14 protein-coding genes and 1 tRNA gene are annotated in these 18,865 nt (G+C 64.8%); 6 read left to right on the top strand and 9 right to left on the bottom strand.

The window, feature by feature from the left end; genetic code table 11:
• Nucleotides 1-166: 166 nt before the first annotated feature.
• The gene (locus J1M86_RS15405) at nt 167-3,259 is read left to right on the top strand and encodes a (Fe-S)-binding protein (protein WP_206510551.1); all 3,093 of its coding nucleotides are present in this window, start codon (nt 167-169) and stop codon (nt 3,257-3,259) included.
• A 216-nt stretch (nt 3,260-3,475) separates the two neighbouring features.
• Complete coding sequence (locus J1M86_RS15400; RefSeq protein ID WP_206510550.1) at nt 3,476-4,420, top strand: hypothetical protein; 945 nt, start codon at nt 3,476-3,478, stop codon at nt 4,418-4,420.
• A 96-nt stretch (nt 4,421-4,516) separates the two neighbouring features.
• Here J1M86_RS15400 and J1M86_RS15395 read toward each other — a convergent pair whose 3' ends face one another.
• Nucleotides 4,517-6,439 carry a prolyl oligopeptidase family serine peptidase gene (locus J1M86_RS15395; protein ID WP_206510549.1) on the bottom strand — a complete coding sequence of 641 codons (1,923 nt, stop codon included), beginning with the start codon at nt 6,437-6,439 and terminating at the stop codon, nt 4,517-4,519.
• A gap of 109 nt (nt 6,440-6,548) precedes the next feature.
• On the opposite strand from J1M86_RS15395, the gene J1M86_RS15390 reads away from it, so the two are divergent.
• On the top strand, nt 6,549-6,776 hold the full coding sequence (locus tag J1M86_RS15390; protein ID WP_075840939.1) for a DUF3263 domain-containing protein: 228 nt from the start codon (nt 6,549-6,551) through the stop codon (nt 6,774-6,776).
• 9 nt (nt 6,777-6,785) lie between these two features.
• Here J1M86_RS15390 and J1M86_RS15385 read toward each other — a convergent pair whose 3' ends face one another.
• Nucleotides 6,786-7,514, bottom strand: coding sequence for an SOS response-associated peptidase (locus J1M86_RS15385; RefSeq protein WP_206510548.1), 729 nt, complete (start codon nt 7,512-7,514; stop codon nt 6,786-6,788).
• A 90-nt stretch (nt 7,515-7,604) separates the two neighbouring features.
• Here J1M86_RS15385 and J1M86_RS15380 point away from each other — a divergent pair, with 90 nt between their 5' ends.
• On the top strand, nt 7,605-8,858 hold the full coding sequence (locus tag J1M86_RS15380; protein WP_206510547.1) for a pyridoxal phosphate-dependent aminotransferase: 1,254 nt from the start codon (nt 7,605-7,607) through the stop codon (nt 8,856-8,858).
• A 536-nt stretch (nt 8,859-9,394) separates the two neighbouring features.
• Here J1M86_RS15380 and J1M86_RS15375 read toward each other — a convergent pair.
• The 6 genes from J1M86_RS15375 to dcd form a co-directional block, all read right to left on the bottom strand.
• Nucleotides 9,395-10,450 (bottom strand): fused (3R)-hydroxyacyl-ACP dehydratase subunits HadA/HadB, encoded by a 1,056-nt coding sequence (locus J1M86_RS15375; RefSeq protein ID WP_206510546.1) that lies wholly within the window; start codon nt 10,448-10,450, stop codon nt 9,395-9,397.
• A gap of 103 nt (nt 10,451-10,553) precedes the next feature.
• Nucleotides 10,554-11,543 carry an Hsp70 family protein gene (locus J1M86_RS15370; protein ID WP_241260132.1) on the bottom strand — a complete coding sequence of 330 codons (990 nt, stop codon included), beginning with the start codon at nt 11,541-11,543 and terminating at the stop codon, nt 10,554-10,556.
• A gap of 91 nt (nt 11,544-11,634) precedes the next feature.
• On the bottom strand, nt 11,635-12,603 hold the full coding sequence (locus J1M86_RS15365; RefSeq protein WP_206510545.1) for a hypothetical protein: 969 nt from the start codon (nt 12,601-12,603) through the stop codon (nt 11,635-11,637).
• Between the two features lie 111 nt (nt 12,604-12,714).
• Complete coding sequence (locus J1M86_RS15360) at nt 12,715-14,163, bottom strand: CYTH and CHAD domain-containing protein (protein WP_206510544.1); 1,449 nt, start codon at nt 14,161-14,163, stop codon at nt 12,715-12,717.
• A 40-nt stretch (nt 14,164-14,203) separates the two neighbouring features.
• Nucleotides 14,204-15,619, bottom strand: a complete 1,416-nt coding sequence (locus J1M86_RS15355; RefSeq protein WP_206510543.1) for an Hsp70 family protein — start codon at nt 15,617-15,619, stop codon at nt 14,204-14,206.
• Between the two features lie 107 nt (nt 15,620-15,726).
• A complete protein-coding gene (gene dcd, locus J1M86_RS15350) occupies nt 15,727-16,305 on the bottom strand; it encodes a dCTP deaminase (RefSeq protein WP_206510542.1) in 579 nt (192 codons plus the stop codon).
• A 117-nt stretch (nt 16,306-16,422) separates the two neighbouring features.
• On the opposite strand from dcd, the gene J1M86_RS15345 reads away from it, so the two are divergent.
• Nucleotides 16,423-16,493: transfer RNA gene (locus J1M86_RS15345), tRNA-Gly, on the top strand.
• Between the two features lie 227 nt (nt 16,494-16,720).
• Complete coding sequence (locus tag J1M86_RS15340) at nt 16,721-17,674, top strand: glycoside hydrolase family 16 protein (protein WP_241260131.1); 954 nt, start codon at nt 16,721-16,723, stop codon at nt 17,672-17,674.
• 6 nt (nt 17,675-17,680) lie between these two features.
• Here the strand turns inward: J1M86_RS15340 and J1M86_RS15335 are convergent, their stop codons facing one another.
• Nucleotides 17,681-18,850, bottom strand: coding sequence for a CdaR family transcriptional regulator (locus J1M86_RS15335; protein WP_206510541.1), 1,170 nt, complete (start codon nt 18,848-18,850; stop codon nt 17,681-17,683).
• Nucleotides 18,851-18,865: the final 15 nt, after the last annotated feature.

The raw sequence follows: 18,865 nt of genomic DNA, 5'->3' as shown, positions 1-18,865 counted from the left end.
CGCGACGGCAGTTCGTCCGATGATCGACCAGCATGTCGCTGCGAATCGTCGCTAAGTTACCCATCAGTAACATGCAACTTGTTACCAGCGGGTAGCATCGCTAGTCTTGGGCTGATCGGGCTGAACCGAGGTAGTCCCCGCTACCGCTGAACGAAAGGCCGCTTACATGAACGCCCTGACGATTACGTTGGGCACGGTCGGTGCGCTGCTTTCCCTGGTGTGCTGGTACGTCTTCATTCGCGGCGGGCTGCGGATGTTCAACATGGTCCGCCTCGGCCAGCCTGCACCGGAGCGCTGGCACCCGATCATTCCGCGCTTCAAGCAGATGATCGTCGAGTTCGCCGCGCACACCAAGATGGTCAAGTTCCGCACCGTCGGCTGGGCCCACTGGCTGGTCATGATCGGCTTCATGCTCGGTGCGATCGTCTGGTTCGAGGCCTACGGCCAGACCTTCAACCCCGAGTTCCACTGGCCTCTCATCGGTGACACCGCGGCGTATCACCTCATCGACGAACTCCTCGGACTCGGCACCGTGATCGGCATCACCGTGCTCATCGTCATTCGCCAGCTCAATCACCCGCGTAAGCCCGAGCGTCAGTCACGCTTCGCAGGCTCGAACTTCAACGCCGCCTATTTCGTCGAGGCTGTCGTCCTCATCGAGGGCTTGGGCATGATCTTCGTCAAGGCGGGCAAGATCGCGACCTACGGCCACGCGAACCCGTGGACCGACTTCTTCACCATGAACCTGGCGACGCTACTTCCCGCCAACTCCAACATGGTTGCCGTGTTCGCGTTCATCAAGCTGATGTCCGGCATGATCTGGCTGTACATCGTCGGCACCCGCATCAACTGGGGCGTCGCGTGGCACCGCTTCACCGCGTTCCCCAACATCTACTTCAAGCGCATGGACGACGGCACCGTCGCACTCGGCGCTGCAAAGCCCATGATGTCCGGCGGCAAGGTCCTCGAAATGGAGGAAGCCGATCCCGACGTCGATGCGTTCGGTGCAGGCAAGATCGAGGACTTCAGCTGGAAGGGCTGGCTGGACTTCACCACGTGCACCGAGTGTGGCCGCTGCCAGTCGCAGTGCCCCGCCTGGAACACCGGCAAGCCCCTCTCGCCGAAACTGCTCATCACCTCGCTGCGCGATCACAGCCACGCCAAAGCTCCCTACCTGCTCGCAGGCGGCAAGAAAGACATGGCGGGCGACGAGGTGGGCCTTGTCGACGCGGAAGGCAATGTCGACCAAGCCAAGTTGGACCTCATTCCGCAGGCAGCGCGCGACGAGGCCGATCGCAAGCTCGTCGCCGACGCCATCGAGGGCGGCATCATCGACCCCGAGGTTCTGTGGAGCTGCACCACGTGTGGCGCCTGCGTCGAGCAGTGCCCGGTGGACATCGAGCACGTCGACCACATCATCGACATGCGCCGCTACCAGGTGCTGATCGAATCGGAGTTCCCGTCCGAGCTCGCCGGGTTGTTCAAGAACCTCGAGAACAAGGGCAACCCTTGGGGCCAGAACTCCAAGGACCGTCTCAACTGGATCAACGAGATGGAATTCGAGATCCCGGTATTCGGCAAGGACGCCGACTCGTTCCAGGATTACGAGTACCTCTTCTGGGTCGGTTGCGCCGGTGCCTACGAGGACCGTGCGAAGAAGACCACCAAGGCCGTTGCCGAACTACTGGCCACCGCGGGTGTGAAGTTCATGGTCCTCGGCGCCGACGAGACCTGCACCGGCGACTCCGCTCGCCGCGCGGGCAACGAGTTTCTGTTCCAGCAGCTCGCGATGCAGAACATCGAGACGCTGAACACCGTGTTCGAGGGCGTCGAACAGAGCAAGCGCAAGATCGTCGTCACCTGCGCGCACTGCTTCAACGCGCTCGGCAACGAGTACCCGCAGGTCGGCGGCGACTACGAGGTTGTCCACCACACGCAGCTGCTCAACCGCCTCGTGCGTCAGAAGAAGCTGATCCCCGTGTCCTCCGTCAGCGAGGACGTGACCTATCACGATCCGTGCTACCTCGGCCGACACAACAAGGTCTACGACGCTCCGCGTGAGCTCATGGCCGCGTCGGGCTCCAACCTCAAGGAGATGCCGCGCCACGGTGAGCGGTCCATGTGCTGTGGTGCCGGTGGTGCTCGCATGTGGATGGAAGAGAACATCGGCAAGCGCATCAACATCGACCGGGTCGACGAGGCACTGGCGACCAACCCGAAGAAGATCGCCACTGGTTGCCCGTTCTGCCGAGTGATGCTCACCGACGGTGTCACCGCACGTCAGGAAGGCGGCGCACACGAGGGCGTCGAGGTCGTCGATGTCGCGCAGCTGATGCTCGAGTCGATCAACCGCGTCGAGGCGTCGACCCTGGCCGAGAACATCAAGGTCATTCCCCGGGAACGCAGTCCCCAGGAGAATCTCGTCGCCGAGGAGACAGCCGAGGTCGAAGAGGCCGAGCGCATCGAACCGGTCGAGGAGCCGGCCGAAGCGAAGTCTGCACCCGCAGCGCCCGCACCCAAGGCCGGCGGTCTGAAGATGAAGGGCCTGGCCAAGCCTCCCGGCGCCAAAGCACCCGCTGCCGCAGCACCCGAGAAGGCTGCAGAATCCGAGCCTGCCGGTGCGCCGGCAGCCAAGCCCAAGGGTCTCGGACTGGCCGGTGGCGCAAAGGCACCCGGCGGCAAGGGGCTACAGCTCAAGGGCAAGGCACCCGGAGCGAAGGCGGCCGGTTCTGCAGCACCAGCCGAGGCACCAGCTGCGGCCCCTGCAGACGCTACCGCGGACTCGTCTGCAGACGTCACCGCGACGGAATCGACGCCGACAGTCAAGCCCAAGGGCCTGGCCGTCAAATCGGGCTTCAAGAAGCCGGGCGCGAAGGCTCCCGGCAAGCCGTCCGCGCCTGCAACACAGACGCCTGCCGCCGAAGCTCCTGCTGCCGAGACAACGGCGTCTGAGGCACCGGCAGCTGAGGCACCAACCGCTGCGACCGAGACGAAGCCGACGGTGAAGCCCAAGGGTCTCGCGGTCAAGTCAGGCTTCAAGAAGCCGGGCGCCAAGGCACCGGGAAAGCCCGCGGAGACGTCGGCACCCGTCGACGCAGCGCCTGCCGAGGCACCGGACGCAGCTCCGGCAGTGTCCGAAGCCACCGGCAACGAGAACTCGGATGAGGCCAACGGAGCCGGTGCACCCACGCCGCCGAAGCCGAAGGCAGGTGGGCTCGGATTCGCGCCGGGCACGAAGGTGCCGGGCCGAAAGAAGTAAGCTCGCACCCTTTTCGTCAACTACGCACCCCTGCTCACCTCAGAGCAGGGGTGCGTAGTTGTCAGTGGGGGTGCGTGGTTCCGGCGACTACACCCCCTACACCACCGGACCCACCGTGCAGGCTCTCAACCGCCGAGTTGTGCACAGGCAACGGGGTTATCCACAATTCGCGTAGCGTATCTTGTTGCCACAGTCAGGTCCGGGCACGATTCGCCTGTGACCCGCATAGTCTCTCGACAGCACGCACTTGCCCGGGGTGTCTCCGATTCAGAGCTGCAACGATATTGCCGCACCCGCGCCTGGCGCCGATTGTGCCCCGGGAAGTTCGTCAGCAGTACAGAATTCGATGCCCTGTCCCCCACGGACAAGCACCGGATCGTCGCCGAAGCAGTGCTGAGCACATCACAGTCACCCGACTCCGTGTTGAGCCACATCTCCGCGGTGGTGCTGCACGGGCTCGATGTCTACAACGCAGACCTTCGGAAGGTGCACATCACCCGCAACCGGTCCGGCGGAGGGCGTAGCAGCAGCACCCGGAAAGTCCATACCTCCACGTACACGGAGTCCGAGGTCACCGAAGTCGACGGGGTTCGGGTGACCTCACTGGCGAGAACTGTTGCCGACGTTGCCCGTTCGCTACCTTTCGAGGAAGCGGTGTGCATCGCAGACTGCGCAGCACGCACGCGCGGTGTCACCCGAGATCAGATTGACGCCGTGCTCGATTCGTGCGCGAACCATCCCGACAACCGTAGGGCGCGGCGCGTTGCGGAGTTCATGGACGCACGCTCGGAGAGTGTCGGCGAATCACGCTGTCGCGTAGTGCTGCACGAACTGGGATACGCACCGCGGCCGCAGGTCCTGTTGTCCGATGCCGCAGGTGTATTCGCCCGACTCGACTTCGACATCGAGGACATATCCACCGTTGTCGAGTTCGACGGACGAATCAAGTACGGCAAGCTTGTGCCGGAGGGGCATTCGGCCTCGGATGTGCTGTGGGAGGAGAAGCGGCGCGAGGACCGGATCCGCGCGACCGGACGCCAAGTAGTGCGATTGACCTGGGCGGACCTGGAACATCCACACCGGATTCGTGCACTACTCGTTGCGGCGGCGGCGCGAGCTGCGGCATCACCGCCGCCGACGGGTACCACGCGCGAGACCTGACAACACTTTTGCCGACCTGGACGCTCGATTCACGTCCGAGCGGGGGTGCGCACCCTGCAAAAAGGGTGCGCACCCGACCCCGCACACCCGTGAGACCTAGGGTCGCCACAGCTCCAGCGTCGGGATCCCCGGCGGGGTGAAGCCCATGACCTGCCCGTAGAACGAGAGCTCGGATTCGCGGGCGTTCACCAGAGTGTCGAGTTTGCGGAAGCCGTGCGATTCACCCTCGTACGCAAGGTAGGCGTGCGGAATACCCTTGCGCACCATGGCGTCGCGGAACCGCTCGGCCTGCGATGGCGGCACGATCGGATCGGACAGGCCTTGCAGCAGCAACACGGGGCAGGACAGTCCGTCGACGTTGTTGAGCGGTGCGCGGGTTCGGTACAGTTCCAGCGCCTCCGGCAACGGCCCGATCAGTCCGTCGATGTAGCGGGATTCGAAATCATGTGTCTCGGCGACGAACAACTCCAGCTCGGCAACCCCGAAGTACGATGCACCACAGGCGAATACGTCGGACGATGTCAGGGCTGCCAGGACGGTCCAGCCGCCTGCGGAGCCGCCCTCGATGGCCAGGCGAGCTGGGTCGGCGAGCCCGGCCTCGGCCAGCCCGCGGACGGCAGCGACGGTATCCTCGACGTCGACCACACCCCACTGCCCCTGCAACCGGTTGCGGTATTCGCGGCCGTATCCGCTCGACCCACCGTAGTTGACGTCGACGACGCCGATGCCTCGGCTGGTGAAGTACGCGAACACCGGGTTCAGGGCCGGGGCGACGTGCGCTGTGGGACCGCCGTGCACGAACGCAACGTACGGCGGGAGTTCACCGTCGAGGCCGCAGTACTCGGGATTGCGCGGGGCGTACACGACGGTATGCACCTCGCGCTCGGGGCCTTTGAAGGTTATCGGCTCACCGAGGGGGAGGTAGTCGGCGTCAGGGACGCTCTCGAGCCCGGAGCGAATGTCGGCGACCGCGGGGGTCTCCAGGTCGAGCAATCTCAGCCCCGCGGGCCTCTGCGCGCCAGCGGCTTTGATCAGGACCGACGTTCCCGCACGACCGCTCAGCGAGACGGAGGTGAGGCCGTCCAGATCGATATCTTCGAGCGAACCTGTAGCTGGGTTCAGAATCGCCAGGGTGTCTACGCCGAATGTACGCACCGTCAAGAGGGTTCCGTCGTCCAGGATCGAGTACCAGCGAGCACCGAGGTGCCACAGCGGAGCGCCGAAGTCGGCTTCACTGGTGTGCAGCGCTTCGGCGTTGCCGCTCAGATCAGTTCGATACAGGTTCCACCACCCGCTGCGGTCGCTGATGACGTAGAGCGAGTCCTCGTCGATCCATTCCGGTTGCAGCACCGACTCGTCGGGGCCGCCGAGAACGCGGGTCCATTCTCCGGTCGCGAGGTCTACTATGCGCAGTTCTGTTCCATCCCAGGGCATCTGCGGGTGATCCCAGGCAATCCACGCCAAATGAGTTCCGTTCGGCGACATCCGCGGGGACGCCAGGAAGTGCGATCCGGACACCAGCGAGCGCGCGCCGGTGCCGTCGAGGGCGATCGCACAGATATCGCGAACGATGTCCGTCCCGTCGTGGATCTCCCGCACGGCAAGCACTTCGGCGCCGTGCGGGAAGCTCACGATCGACAGCTCGCCGTACCGGACCGAGGCGGTCACCGCCGGTTCGGGCGTCAGGGGAACGGGATCCTCACCCGGCCGGGCGATGTAGACACGCTGGTCGGAGAACTCGACGAAGATCATCCGTCCGTCGGGTGTGGCCGTCCACGCCCCGCCGCCGTACTCGTGCACTCGGCTACGGGCGTTGAACGGCGCGCGGAGCATCGTCTCGACCTCGTCGCCGCGGTATCGGCAGATGGTGGTGCGTCCGCCTTCGGTGGGCCGCATTTCCGACCACCAGATCTCGTCGCCGACGAATATGCCACCTTCGACGGGGTGCCCGCTGGCCGCCAAGTCGGCAGCGGAGATGGGCGAGGGCCATGATCCGAATGGCAGCGCGGAGTGGGTCATGAATTCAACCCTAGGCGAGTGCGTCGTCGGCGACTTCGCGTAACGCGGAGTTCACCGCACAGACAAATCTCTCCCGGATTATGGAGGAGACGGATCCTTAGGAGCAGACATGCGAGAAACCGCCCCCAGCAACCTCGAGGAGTCGATTCTCGCTTTCGGCCGGTCCTGGTACAAGTACGGCGGCGGGAGTGAGGAAGATATCTACGTTCAGTTCGGACTTTCGGCCCGATCGTATTTCGAGCGGCTCGCCGTGCTGCTCGATGGTCCGGCCGCGTCCGGCATCGACGAGCCGACCCTCCACACGATGCGGGCCGTCTGCGCCACCCGTCTGAGGTGAGCTGAGTCGTCAGCGCACCGGCGCCAGCAGCTCGGGTCCGTTGTTTCTCACGCTGTTGACCGCAGTGCTCACCTCGTACGGAACGAGCCGCGGTTCGGGGATGGCCGCGAGCATCTCGGCAACGGTCACGAGGTCGGTGACTGTGGGATCGAGCCAGTCCGACCGTAGATTCTCCGGGATTACGACGGGCGATCGATCGTGGATATGTCCCAGAGCGTCGGCGGCAGGTGAAGTGAGCACCGTCACCGACCACACCCAGCGGTCGGGATCGTCCTCGGCCTTGGACGGGTCGCGCCAGAGCTCGTACAACCCCGCCATCGCTAGAACGCCGGCAGGCTCTGAACCCGGCGCTTCCGAGTGCAGGAAGTACGGGACCTTCTGCCCGTCGCGCTTCTCCCACTCGTAGTAGCCGTCGGCAGGGACGATGCAGCGCCGACGCGCGGCGGCCTTCTTGAAGGACGGCTTCTCGGTGATCGTCTCCGAACGGGCGTTGATCATCCTGCTGCCGATCTTGGGGTCTTTCGCCCACGACGGGATCAACCCCCACCGCACCGAGCGCAGTTGCCGAACCGCAGCAGACTCCGGCTCGTCCTTGGGCGCCCGCTCGAGGACCGCCCGGACCGTCTGAGTCGGTGCCACGTTGTATGCAGGCGGCAGCTGCTCGCCTACCGTCTCCGCGATATCGAACACTGCCTGCAGGTCGGAGTCGGTCTGGGTGCTTGCATAACGTCCGCACATAGCCACGATTGTGTCACCGACCACCGACAGCCAGCGCCCTCGATCGAATATGGCTCGCGTCGGCCGGGACGCACCTGGCACCATGGGAGGGTGAGCCATCCGCAGACGATCCACCACCCCGTTCGACACCGCACTCTTTCGCAGTCGACGAAGCTCCAGAACGTGCTGTACGAGATCCGCGGTCCGGTGCACGCCCATGCCGCGCGGCTGGAGGCGGAAGGCCACCGCATTCTCAAGCTCAACATCGGCAATCCCGCGCCGTTCGGCTTCGAGGCCCCCGACGTCATCGTCCGCGACATGATCGCCGCGCTGCCGTACGCGCAGGGCTACTCCGAGTCCAAGGGCATTCTCTCCGCGCGCCGCGCGATCGTCACCCGGTACGAGCTGGAACCCGGTTTCCCCGAACTGGACGTCGATGACATCTACCTCGGCAACGGGGTCTCCGAGCTCATCACGATGACCATGCAGGCGCTGCTCGACGATGGCGACGAGGTTCTGATCCCGGCGCCGGACTACCCACTGTGGACGGCGATGACCACGCTGTCCGGGGGCAAGGCCGTGCACTACCTGTGCGACGAGGAAAACGGGTGGAACCCGGATCTCGCCGACATCGAATCGAAGATCACGCCGAAGACCGTCGCGCTGCTGGTGATCAACCCCAACAACCCGACCGGCGCCGTCTACTCGAAGGAGGTACTCGAGGGCATCGTCGAGCTGGCCCGCAAGCATCAGCTGCTGTTGTTGGCCGACGAGATCTACGACCGGATTCTCTACGACGACGCCGAACACATCTCGCTCGCGAGCCTCGCTCCAGACCTGCTGTGCCTGACGTACAACGGGCTGTCCAAGGCCTACCGTGTCGCGGGCTACCGCTCCGGTTGGCTCGCGATCACCGGGCCGAAAGAGCATGCCGCCGGCTTCATCGAGGGGATCGACCTGCTCGCCTCCACCCGACTGTGCCCCAATGTGCCCGCTCAGCACGCCATTCAGGTCGCGCTCGGTGGACATCAGAGCATCGAGGATCTGATCCTGCCCGGTGGCCGCCTACTCGAACAACGGGATGTCGCATGGGAGAAGCTCAACGCGATCCCGGGCGTCTCGTGCGTCAAACCACGTGGTGCGCTCTATGCCTTCCCGCGCCTCGATCCGGAGGTGCACGAGATCTACGACGACGAGAAGCTCGTCCAGGATCTGCTGCTGCAGGAGAAGATCCTCGTCGTCCAAGGCACCGGATTCAACTGGCCTGGGCACGATCACATTCGCATCGTGACGCTGCCCTGGGCCCGTGACCTGTCGGAGGCAATCGAGCGATTCGGCAACTTCCTGGCGTCGTACGCGCAGTAGAGCCCGTTCATGTTCGGCCAGGCCTGCAACTGACCGCTGAGTAGGGAAAACGCCGCCTCGCGTGACGGGAAAGACATCTCCCCGCCGCTGGCATTTTCACCAGAAGAATGTAGATTGGCGGACGGCACCTCGTTGTGCCCGAGCACTGGTCGTACCCCACCCCCCCGGGGCGATCCGCCGAAACCGACCCCCACCAACAACCCATCCCCAGCTACCACCGACGACGAAAACCCCGAAGACACAACCACAGCGCCTAAGGACCGACGCGCCACACTCGCCCACGCGAGTCACACACCGCACCCGGGCCGAGGTCCACCATCTGCACCGGGAGTCAACTGACGTGCGAGAACCGAGTGCCAGGTCATGCGACGGCACAGAGCTCTCCGACCTGTTGTCGGCAGCGACGCCACACAGTCCGGTCACCGCATCACCTGGGCCAGTTCGCGGCAGCGGCGAGACACCCAGCCGTTGGCACCGGAGGATCACCCGCTACCCAAACCCCCTGCACACCTCGGCGGCCGTGGACGCCGACCCTGTCAGGCCAGCTGAACCGTCGCCGTCGCGCGGTGACCGAAGATGCGCTTTCCCTCGAACGTTGCGCTGAGCGCGATGACAGCGGTACGCGCCTCGGTGTCGAGCGACTTGATCTTGCCCCCGAATTCGATTTCGGCTGCCCTGTGCGTGTCGACAGGAATCGGCGCAGTGAATCGCACCGTGTAGTCCTTCACCGCGCCCGGATCACCCAGCCACTCCGTGATGTAGCCGCCGCCCAGTCCCATCGTGAGCATGCCATGGGCGAGAACATTGTCCAGATCGATGAGTTTGGCGAACTTTTCGCTCCAGTGAATGGGGTTGGCGTCGCCGGCAACACCCGCGTAGTTGACGAGGTCGCCGCGCGTGAGGCGGAACGTCTTACCCGGCAGGGTATCTCCGACAGATACGTCCTCGAACTTCACCGACGGCGCCGAGCGGTGGTCCACGGTCATCAGAGGTGGGTGCTCGACCTGCTCCTCGTCGTCGTGGTCCGATGCACTCGCTCGCGCGGCCATCGTGGTCGCGCCATGCATGACGAGACTCTCGGCGGCCTCGATGATCCCTTTGTCGACATCGCCGTCCCGGCCGATCAGCAGCGTGGTGTACGTGATCTCGACCAGCTCGTTGCGTTGGTTGGACACGATGTTCTTGGTGACCATCATGTCCTTGCCCATCACTTCCCGGTAGGAATCGAGGGAGACATCGCAGTACAGCTGGTCGCCGGCAACGATCGGCTGGTAGAACTCGAGGATCTGATCCGTCTGCAACATCTGGCTGAGGTCGAACCCGACGGCGATCTTTTCCAGCAGGCGTCGCTGCGCGAGCGTTCCAACGAGCGACATGAAGGTGAGCGGAGCGATCACATTGCTATGGCCGAGGGCTTTGGCCGCGTCGCCGTCCCAGTGCAGCGGGTTGAAGTCCTGCACCGCCCGCGCGTATTCGCGAACCTTCTCGCGGCCGACCTCGTAGTAGTCGGCGGTGCGGTAGTGACGGCCGATCATGGCCCGAACATGCTCGGCCGGGTCGAAGTTCTCGGTTGCTGCCACGTTCTCACTCATTCGTGGCAACCTACCGGTCGGGACGTCCCGAGTACATGCGCACCCTCGAGCTTGTGCAACGTCATAGGCATGCCTCTGTAAGTCTGGGCGAGGACCATAGTGTTCAGGCGCTGCTGCGATGGCGGGCCATCGGGCCGTACGTCGGAGTGCCGTAGGTGGTCGGCGGAGCTTCGATCGTCTTGACCGACACGAGCGGGCGACGCGTCCGGCGCCGTGCTGCGTCGGATGCGAGCAACGCCGCCCCGTGTGCGGTGAGCGATTCGGGCATGTTGGGAACGAGCACCGGCAGCCTGAGATCGCGTCTGAGGACGCGACGCAATATCGGCAGGTGCGCGCACCCACCGACCATCACGAGCGCGTTCACTGACTGGGGCGCGTCGACGATGACGCTGGCGGTCCAGCCCTCTATGTAGCGGACCGCTGACTCGACGATCTCGTCGAAAGAGCTACGCCACAACCGAACAGCTCCAGCGACGAACGGCCCGGGGATCTCGGCCACGCGTAGGCTCGATAATTGTTCGCGCGCGAGACCGATCGCCACCATGAGTGCGTCGACTCCGCTGCTCGACACCAGCTCGTCGGCCCCGTACGTCGACAGCAGATAGTCGCGGACGGCGTCGTCGCACACCTTTCCGCCGAACAGTGTTGTCCGTCGAGAGATCAGGACGCGGCCCGTCGCGGGTTCAGCGAGGGACACCGTCGTGCCCGAAGCCCCGATATCGCACACGGCGACGGTGCGGATTCCATCAAGTTGACCGGTGCCGCGAAGGAAGCGTAGTTGCGCACCCAGTTCCGACACCACGGTGAACCGTTCGGCCTCGTGCATCGCGAAGGCCGAGCGCTTCGCGCGTCCAGCGGGGTCGTCGGGGACGGCAATGACACGGTCGGCGGGGACGACGTGTTGGGCTGCGGCCGTCGTTTCGAGGAGTTGGACTGCTGCGGCGACCTGGCCGGCTGCCCCGAAGGATCGGACGACTCCAGCCGAGCACACTGATTCGTCGGCGATCGCGAGGGCGGCAGCTCGAGCTGTGGTGGAGCCGACAGAGACTCCCAACACCGTTTTCATGGCTTCCTCGGCTTCGACAGCAGGCATTCCGACCGTCGGATCGTATCGTCATCACCCACCCTTGGGTAGGCTAATGGGCCAATTTACAATCCTCAGGTTTGTTTGAGCTATCGGGTGACTACTCGGCCTCTGTCGTCGATTCGGGCGCTTCGACGGTGGGCTCGGCAGTGACCTCGTCCGACGGTTCGGGCTCCTCGGTGGGGCTCTCCGTCGGATCAGTTGTCGGATCGGGCGTCGGATCCGTTGTCGGATCGGGCGTCGGATCGGGCGTCGGATCAGGTTTGGGATCAGGTTTGGGGTCCACCGGACCTGACCCACCACCAGGAGTCGTGGGGTCGCTGGTCGCGGTGGGGGGCTTCACGGGATTGCCTGGCGTCGTCGAAAAGGGCGGTCCGACGGTCGGCTCGACCACCGGCGGCACCAGCACCGCACCGGCGCCCGACGCGTAACCGGGGACGACGTCGGCACCGACCCCTTCGGGTTCGGCCGGATCAATAGGGGCCGGCGCGGGCTCGGGCGCGACCACACGCTCCGGGTCGGCCGTCGCGCCGGCTGCGCCCGACGGGTAGACCATTTCGTTGGTCGGGGTCGACTCGCTTGCCGGTTGCGAGGTCATCGCCCACGCGGTGACGCCGCCCAGCGTGGCCAGCACACAGGCCCCCACCGCGGCGACGGGCCATGTGCTGCGGTGTTCCACGCGCGAAGGCGCGGGAGCAGCGAGCGGCTGCACCTCACCGACAAGCAGGGCAGCGCTGACATCCGGGGTGAACGCATCCGACAAACTCTCGTGAAAAATATCGACGACGAGCGGCGGCGTCGACTCGCTCTCGGCCAACGCGTCGGCGATGATTTCGCGTTGCAGCGCGTTTTCGCAGACCACAGCAGCGCCGTCCACGTGCAGGTCGTTCTGCATCGCCTGTACTCGCATGAACCCGAGAGCGGCGGAGACCGCGCCGCCGATTCCACCGGGCGCAGTGGCCACAGGGACGATCCGACTGGCGACGGGGCCAAGCTCAGGGAGCGAGGTGTCGACGAGCGACGCCGTCACCTCGTACGTGCTGACGTGCACGCCCAATGCAATACGCATGGCTGTTGCACTCCCCCGGTTTCGTCGGACACCGCCCCCCGCAGAGAATGCGGACAATCAGTCGGTTTGTTCGGCGATGAGGTTACCCCGTACCGAGGAAATCCGTAATTCCTAGAGATCGAACGCAGCGATTTCGGCCCTGGCGTCGCTGGCGGCCTGCAGTTCTCTCGCGTAGAGCAGGCCGAACGAGAAACCGTTCTCACCCGGCGTCACACCTGCTGTGCGTCCGAGTTCGAGCAGTGCCGCGGCCGCCACCACTGCGTCCTGGTGCTCTCCGAGGATCTCCTGCACGGACGTGAACCGCTCGATTCGCGTCTTCGCCGCCTTCTTCCCGACGATGGGCTTGACCAGTTCCGCGGCGTAGCGGGCGCGTTTTGCCGCTTTGCGGGCCCGATGCATCGCCTCTACCTCGCCGCCGTCGATGGCCTGTGCGACGCGCTTGGCGGCCTTCTTTTCCGCCTTCCGCGCCATTTTGTCGAGATCGCCTTCAGTGGTCTTCGAGGCGCCCTCGGCGATGGGTAGCCCACGAGAGTACTCACGCAGCTGCGCGAGCAAGACCCGATAGCGATCCCCGTCGAGTTCGGTGGCAATCGCTTCACGGGCTCGGATCTGCGCGGCCAGCAAGTCGTTCTCGATTCGGGCGGCGACTGGGCCGAGCAGCAGATGATCCGGCATGTCGTGCACGGACTCGGAGAATCGGGCGCGCAAGACCTGGCGGTCGCGAACCTCACCGAGCACGCTCGCGTACCAGGTCAGTTCGGCATCGAGTTGGACGGCGCGATCCTCGTCGAAGACGTCGCCGAAGACGCGGAGCGTACTGCGGTAGCGGCGAATCGCCACGCGAGTCGAGTGGATGGGATCCATGCCGCGGCGAAGGTAGACGTCCCCGGCGAAGATGGCTTGCGTTTGCTGGTCGAGGTACTCCGCGACGACGCCCAACGCTCCGGTGTGGGCGGGCTCGGAATCGGATTTGAGGGCGCGATGCAGTTTGGACGAGTGCGCGCTGCGCACTGCCCCGGCGGCGACGAGCGCTTTGCCCACGCGCTTCAATGTCGACTCCGACCCGGCCGGTCCGAGTTCGACTTCCCATTCACGCCAGCCGTGACCGTCGGCTCCGGCGAGATCGACGGTGACTGTGTCGTCGGCGATCTCGGCGACCACGGACCCGTCTCGATCGAGCAGGCGGTGCGCGCGTCGCAGCGATGTCAGCGTCGCCACCCGAGCCAACGGCTTGCCGAGTGCGGCCCCGACGAGAAGGCTTTCCATTTCGTGCGGGACGGACGAATCCTCACCCGTTCCGAGTGGCAGTCGAATTTCGGTGCGCGCCTTGTCTGCTGGGACTTTCGCGTGCCATCCGGTGTCGGTGTCTCCGCGCCGACGCCGCACCGTGATACCGCGAGCAAGGAGGTCGAGGTCCTCGGTGTCGAAGTACGTGCTGATCAACTGCACTTCCGAGGTCTCCACGGACCCGTCCTCGGGAATCACTTTCTCCAGCGAAGGTAGGACGAGTTCTGAGTCCGCGTCGAATTTGTCCTCGCGCTCGGTCTGTATCGAAGCCATGAGAGGAGTGTGCCGGAAAAATGTGAACAACCGCCAGCAATCATCGCCCTCGCGTCGCGATCGGCGCTGCGGTGGTAACGGTCGTCGTCCTCGTGGTATCAGGAGGGGCGGTCGTGACCGGATCGCTCTCACGCGTCCGGGTTTCGCGCGTGGTGGTCTCCGGCGACGAGGTCGTCGTAGGGGTGCTCGTTTCGCGCTGCCGCCGAACTGTCGTGGTCACGTCCGCGGTGGGCTCGGCCTGTTCGGCGCTGGACTCCCGATACGAGGGGGCTGAGGGAATGTCACTGACAGGTGAGGTCGGCAGCACGGTTGGCGTCACCGACACTGCATCGGACGAGGGTGCGGCCGGCGGCAGCGCTGGGGACGTCTCGACTTCGGAGACGGTGATCACAGGAGTGAATTCGACCACCGGGGACGCGTCGGGCCCATTCGACGTGGTCCCCGCCGCCCCGGCGACACCACCCGCGGCCATCGCGATGACGGCCCCGCCGAGGTAGCGAGAACGTCGCAGCCGCGTGATTCGTCGTGACGAGGTGTCACTGTGCCGGGGTCGGTCCGAGGAGCCCCTGGGGTGGCTGGCAGCGGGCATGGCTGCGAACCCCCGCGCCAGTCCGACGGCTCCGCGGGCGGCGAGCATTTCCGGTCGGCGTGGCACGAAGATCGGCACTTCGATCGTGTCGAACAAGATCTGCCGGACAATCTGCATGTTGGCGCCCCCGCCGACCGCATACAGTGCGTCCACGCGTGGGCTGTCCGCGAACACCGAACGTGCCAGGGCGACGGCGCCGCGCACGTTCTCGCGGATGAGTGAGTCGAGTTCCGACCGATGCAGAACCACACTTCCACCGGGGAACGGCCCGGGCAGCTCGACGGCGGTGACGGAGGAGAGCTGTTCTTTGGCCGCGCACACTGCCTCGATCATCGAGGTCCGCTCCTCGGACCGGTCCGGTTCGGTACCGAGGAGGAAGGTGCTTATCGCGGCGTCGCAGGCATCCCCGGACAGCACGGCGCTGCGTCGACTTGCGTGGACGCGACCGGACTCGACGTCGACGACGGAGACGGTGACGCCACCGGCACCGACGTCGAACAGTGCGACCGTGCGTTCACTGACGATCTCGCCCAGTTCTTGCAGCGCGCCGATCTGCGATCCGATATCGGTGACGAGCGCCAGACCGTCGGAGTATTCGACGCCATAGGCCTCGGCGGGGTTCTTCTCGCGCAGCGCGAGGACAGCGGTGGTGGAAACGTTCTGCTCACGCGCAAGTCGGTGCACGGACCAGGTGACCGAACCCCATGGGTCCTCGGGCGACTGCGCTGGCTGCAAAAAAGACTCGGTGCTGTGCGGTTGCTCCGCAGACAGTTCCTGGGACGCGGACAGGTGCTGGGACACGGACAGGTCCATCGACACCGCACGCAGCCCTGCCACTCCGAGGGATGCGCCCAGTACGGCAGACATCGAAACCCCGCTCCGGTAGGTCCCGACCCACTTCGGCAAGCGCCAAGGCTACCGCCAAAACCGGGAACGCACCATGTTGCGGGCTCCGGAAAAGACCTTTCGACGGCTCAGTCGGTGGGTGACCGAACGAAGTTCAGGTATGCCTTCGACGGTGTCGGGCCCCGTTGCCCCTGGTACTTCGACCCCACCGAGGCGCTTCCGTACGGGTGCTCGGACGGACTCGACAACCGGAACAGGCACAGCTGACCGATCTTCATCCCTGGCCACAGGGTGATCGGCAGGTTCGCCACATTGGACAGCTCGAGGGTGATGTGGCCGCTGAATCCCGGGTCGATGAATCCGGCCGTCGAGTGCGTCAGCAGGCCGAGTCGCCCGAGTGAGCTCTTGCCCTCGAGCCGCCCGGCCAGGTAGTCGGGAAGCGTGGTGAGCTCGAGTGTCGACCCGAGTACGAACTCCCCGGGGTGCAGCACGAACGGTTCACCCTCGGCCGGTTCGACGAGAGAGGTCAGCTCGTCCTGCTGTTTCGACGGATCGATGTGGGTGTATCGGGTGTTGTTGAAGACGCGAAAGAGCTTGTCGAGCCGCACGTCGACGCTCGACGGCTGAACCATCGAGGCGTCGAACGGGTCGATGCCCAGGTTGCCGGCGGATACTTCGGCTCGGATGTCGCGGTCGGAAAGCAGCACAGCGGAAGGTTAACGTCTGCACTGGTGGATGGCTGGACCGGCCGCGCGACCACACCGATCAGGGCACCCGGGGGCGGTGCTAAAGTAGTCCGGCGCAGGGCCCCCGGCCCTGCCCGCGCCGGTGTAGTTCATTGGTAGAATGCGACCTTCCCAAGGTTGAGAGGCGGGTTCGATTCCCGTCACCGGCTCTCCCCGTTCGGCCCTTCACGGTCCGATCCTTGCCAACGCGAAACAAACCGCTACTCGGCAGTCGGCAGCAGAATCGGAAATACTGACCGTAAATTCCCAAGCGTTTCCCACCGTGCCGATGCACAATTGTTTCTTCTTGTCTTTCCGATCATTGATTGCATTAACTTCGTGCTAGACCTTTCTCATGCATTTGTTCCTCCACAATTGACATGACAGGAATACGCTCATGAAGTGGATCGCGCTCGCAATGGCACCGGTCATTTTGGCTGCCCCCTACACATATCCGTTCAACCCGCCGCCGCCTCGCCCGACCGTTTCATTTCCTCGCCTGGAGAATCCCTTTTATCCCCGTCCGACCACACCACCTGCCCCCACCACGACTCTCACGACGACGCAGCCGCCGGTGACAACTCCGCCGGTGACATCTCCGCCGGCGCCGACGACGCTGCTCTGGGAGGATCAGTTCAACGGCAACGGAGCGGTCGATCCCAACAATTGGGGATTCCAAATAGGCCGGTGGGGAGCAACTTCGGGTGAACAGCAGTACTACACCGATTCAACCAACAACGCATCGGTCAATGGTGGGTCGTTGAACATCACCGCACGCAAGGAACGACCACCGGACAGGAAAGGTACACCCAACAACTTCACCAGCGCCCGGGTCGTGAGTATCGGAAAACAATCCGTAACCCCGCCGGTGCGTCTGGAAGCATCCATCAGGATGCCGCAGCAGGCGGGGCTGCTCCCCGCATTCTGGTTATTGGGCCTGGAACCGGGCCATGAATACAGTTGGCCGCGTCAGGGCGAAATAGATATCGTGGAAATTCCAGGAACATACGGACCGTCCTTCAATATTCACGGGCCCGCAGTAAACAATTCGAATACAGATATCAAGACGGGTAGTGACATCCCCCCGCTTTCCGACGGATTTCACACATATCGGGTCGATTGGTACCCGGATCGAATTACGTGGTTCGTCGACGGCACCGCGCACTACACGGTGACGAAGGCCCAGTACGAAGCAATGGGCGGGAACTGGACTCCCTTCTCCGGCGCCTGGCCGCACTACGTGTTGTTCAACCTGGCCGTCGGCAACGATTGGGTCGGCAAAGTTCCGGCCTCTACGCGGTTCCCGCAGACGATGAGCGTGGACTGGGTCAAAGCGAGTCGCATCAACTGACTCGCGTCAGGTGCGGGCGCACAGCTGGTGCGCCCGCAACCCGACGAACAACTCCGAGGCCTGAATCGGGTCGAGGAAGTCGCGGCCGGTCAGCTCGCCGATCCGCCGGAGCCGGTACAACACCGTGTTGCGGTGGTAGTGCAGGTGGGCGGCAGCGTCGCTCGTCGACCCCCCGGATCGAAACCACACGTCCAAGGTGGTGAGAAGACTGCTTCGCTCCTCCTCGGGCAGAGCGAGGAGCCCGCCGAGGATCTGACGCGACGCGATGCGGGCCGCGACGCGATTGCCTACGAGCAGCAGCGGTATCGGGACCGATTCGTAGCGGGTGGAGGCCCCGTCGTCGACGACGGCACATGCGCGCGCCAGCCGCGCCTGCTCGACAGCCCTGGGTATAGCGGATGATGACCCGAACACCGCACTGACGCCGATGTTTCCAGTTCCGTCCGCGATACCGTCGATAACGGCGTCCAGCGCTGCGTCCGTTTGGGCGAAGAACAGCCCGACCACTCCGTCGACCGCGGTGTCCCAGACCGTCTCGACGCCGGGAGCGGAGATCTCGGCGCACCGACTTCTCGCGCACCGCGCATCCGCGAACACGACGACGAAGCTGCCGCGTTCGGGTATGCGGAAGGTTCGCAGCGCGTCGGCAACGGACGCTGAGTTGGCTCCCTCGGCGAACAATGCACGCACCAGCCGGCGCCTACTGTCGGCATCCTGCTCGGCGCGGGTGTCGACGCTGATCCGGTAGGCCTCGGCGGCTGCGTCGGAGCAGACGTCGACCAGTGCCCACACTTGAGCGGCCATCTCGAGCAGGGTGCGCGAGGCGTCGCCGTCGGAGCGCGCCATGAGTTCTTCCCAGATGAGGCGACCGCCCAATCGAAACGCGTGCAACAGCGCGGCGAGCGGCACTCCCTGCTCGGCTTTGAGTCGCCCCGCGGCTCTCGCGGCGTCGAGGTCGACCGGTCGTTCGCCTGCCAGATCGACGATCATCTCGGTGATATTCGCCAGGCAGGCGCCGCGAAGTTGATCGGTGCTCAACAGCGTGGATTCAGCGTAGGCGTGCTCGGCGGACAGTATGCGGCGGACCAATTCGTCGGCCATTTCCTCCACGGCGTCCAACAGGGGCGCGGCCAGCTCGCTGGCGCTGGGTGCGATGACCGAGTTCGTGTTCGCCATCGGCCCAGGCTAGCC

The sequence above is a fragment of the Rhodococcus sp. KRD197 genome, assembly GCF_017168235.1.
Lineage (GTDB): Bacteria > Actinomycetota > Actinomycetes > Mycobacteriales > Mycobacteriaceae > Rhodococcoides.
The sequence above is the reverse complement of the archived record's forward strand: the minus strand, read 5'-3'. Positions and strand labels throughout refer to the sequence as shown.

Bases quoted from the DNA above. Each gene is read 5' to 3' on its own strand.
- J1M86_RS15405 (WP_206510551.1), top strand. From the start codon at position 167: ATGAACGCCCTGACGATTACGTTGGGCACGGTCGGTGCGCTGCTTTCC.
- J1M86_RS15395 (WP_206510549.1), bottom strand. From the start codon at position 6,439: ATGACCCACTCCGCGCTGCCATTCGGATCATGGCCCTCGCCCATCTCC.
- J1M86_RS15390 (WP_075840939.1), top strand. From the start codon at position 6,549: ATGCGAGAAACCGCCCCCAGCAACCTCGAGGAGTCGATTCTCGCTTTC.
- J1M86_RS15385 (WP_206510548.1), bottom strand. From the start codon at position 7,514: ATGTGCGGACGTTATGCAAGCACCCAGACCGACTCCGACCTGCAGGCA.
- J1M86_RS15375 (WP_206510546.1), bottom strand. From the start codon at position 10,450: ATGAGTGAGAACGTGGCAGCAACCGAGAACTTCGACCCGGCCGAGCAT.
- J1M86_RS15370 (WP_241260132.1), bottom strand. From the start codon at position 11,543: ATGCCTGCTGTCGAAGCCGAGGAAGCCATGAAAACGGTGTTGGGAGTC.
- J1M86_RS15365 (WP_206510545.1), bottom strand. From the start codon at position 12,603: ATGCGTATTGCATTGGGCGTGCACGTCAGCACGTACGAGGTGACGGCG.
- J1M86_RS15360 (WP_206510544.1), bottom strand. From the start codon at position 14,163: ATGGCTTCGATACAGACCGAGCGCGAGGACAAATTCGACGCGGACTCA.
- J1M86_RS15355 (WP_206510543.1), bottom strand. From the start codon at position 15,619: ATGTCTGCCGTACTGGGCGCATCCCTCGGAGTGGCAGGGCTGCGTGCG.
- J1M86_RS15340 (WP_241260131.1), top strand. From the start codon at position 16,721: ATGAAGTGGATCGCGCTCGCAATGGCACCGGTCATTTTGGCTGCCCCC.
- J1M86_RS15335 (WP_206510541.1), bottom strand. From the start codon at position 18,850: ATGGCGAACACGAACTCGGTCATCGCACCCAGCGCCAGCGAGCTGGCC.